This is a genomic window from Peptoniphilus sp. DNF00840 (assembly GCF_001553125.1).
GTDB classification, from domain to species: Bacteria; Bacillota; Clostridia; order Tissierellales; family Peptoniphilaceae; genus Peptoniphilus_A; species Peptoniphilus_A vaginalis.
Window position 1 is genome coordinate 1,061 of the sequence record NZ_KQ960249.1, and the last position, 696, is coordinate 1,756.

Consider the following 696-nt stretch of genomic DNA (forward strand, 5'->3'; position numbering starts at 1 on the left):
TTCAATCCACGCACCCGCGAGGGGTGCGACTTATCTTAAAAACGGAATCAGAGAAACACAAGCTAATTTCAATCCACGCACCCGCGAGGGGTGCGACGAATTTGGTTACAAACCTAAGAGTGCATCTGATCAATTTCAATCCACGCACCCGCGAGGGGTGCGACTAAAAGTTATTTAGCATCGTAGAGCATAGGAGATATTTCAATCCACGCACCCGCGAGGGGTGCGACAAAGCCCTGATGTAGTCTTAGTTGAATATAGAGGATTTCAATCCACGCACCCGCGAGGGGTGCGACGAAAGATTTTTTTATAATTTATCCTGAGAAAGATATAATTTCAATCCACGCACCCGCGAGGGGTGCGACATCAATAGAGGCCCAATTAAAAGCAATTAATGAAATTTCAATCCACGCACCCGCGAGGGGTGCGACAAGAACTCGCAGAACTTGTTTGTGATTATATAAATATTTCAATCCACGCACCCGCGAGGGGTGCGACCATAAATTAGGGAGTTTAGTTAATCAAGCTGGTTTATTTCAATCCACGCACCCGCGAGGGGTGCGACGAGTTACAAATAATTCTGCTTATGGTTTTATCCTATTTCAATCCACGCACCCGCGAGGGGTGCGACGCCTCATCTTTTCCTTTGGAAAGTCCAGTGTTTACTATTTCAATCCACGCACCCGCGAGGGGTGC

Annotated in this window: 1 CRISPR repeat array. The window is 47.3% G+C overall.

Annotation, left to right across the window (positions count from 1 at the left end):
• Positions 1-695: a CRISPR direct-repeat array (repeat unit 26 nt; unit sequence TTCAATCCACGCACCCGCGAGGGGTG).
• The last annotated feature ends 1 nt before the right edge of the window (position 696 follow it).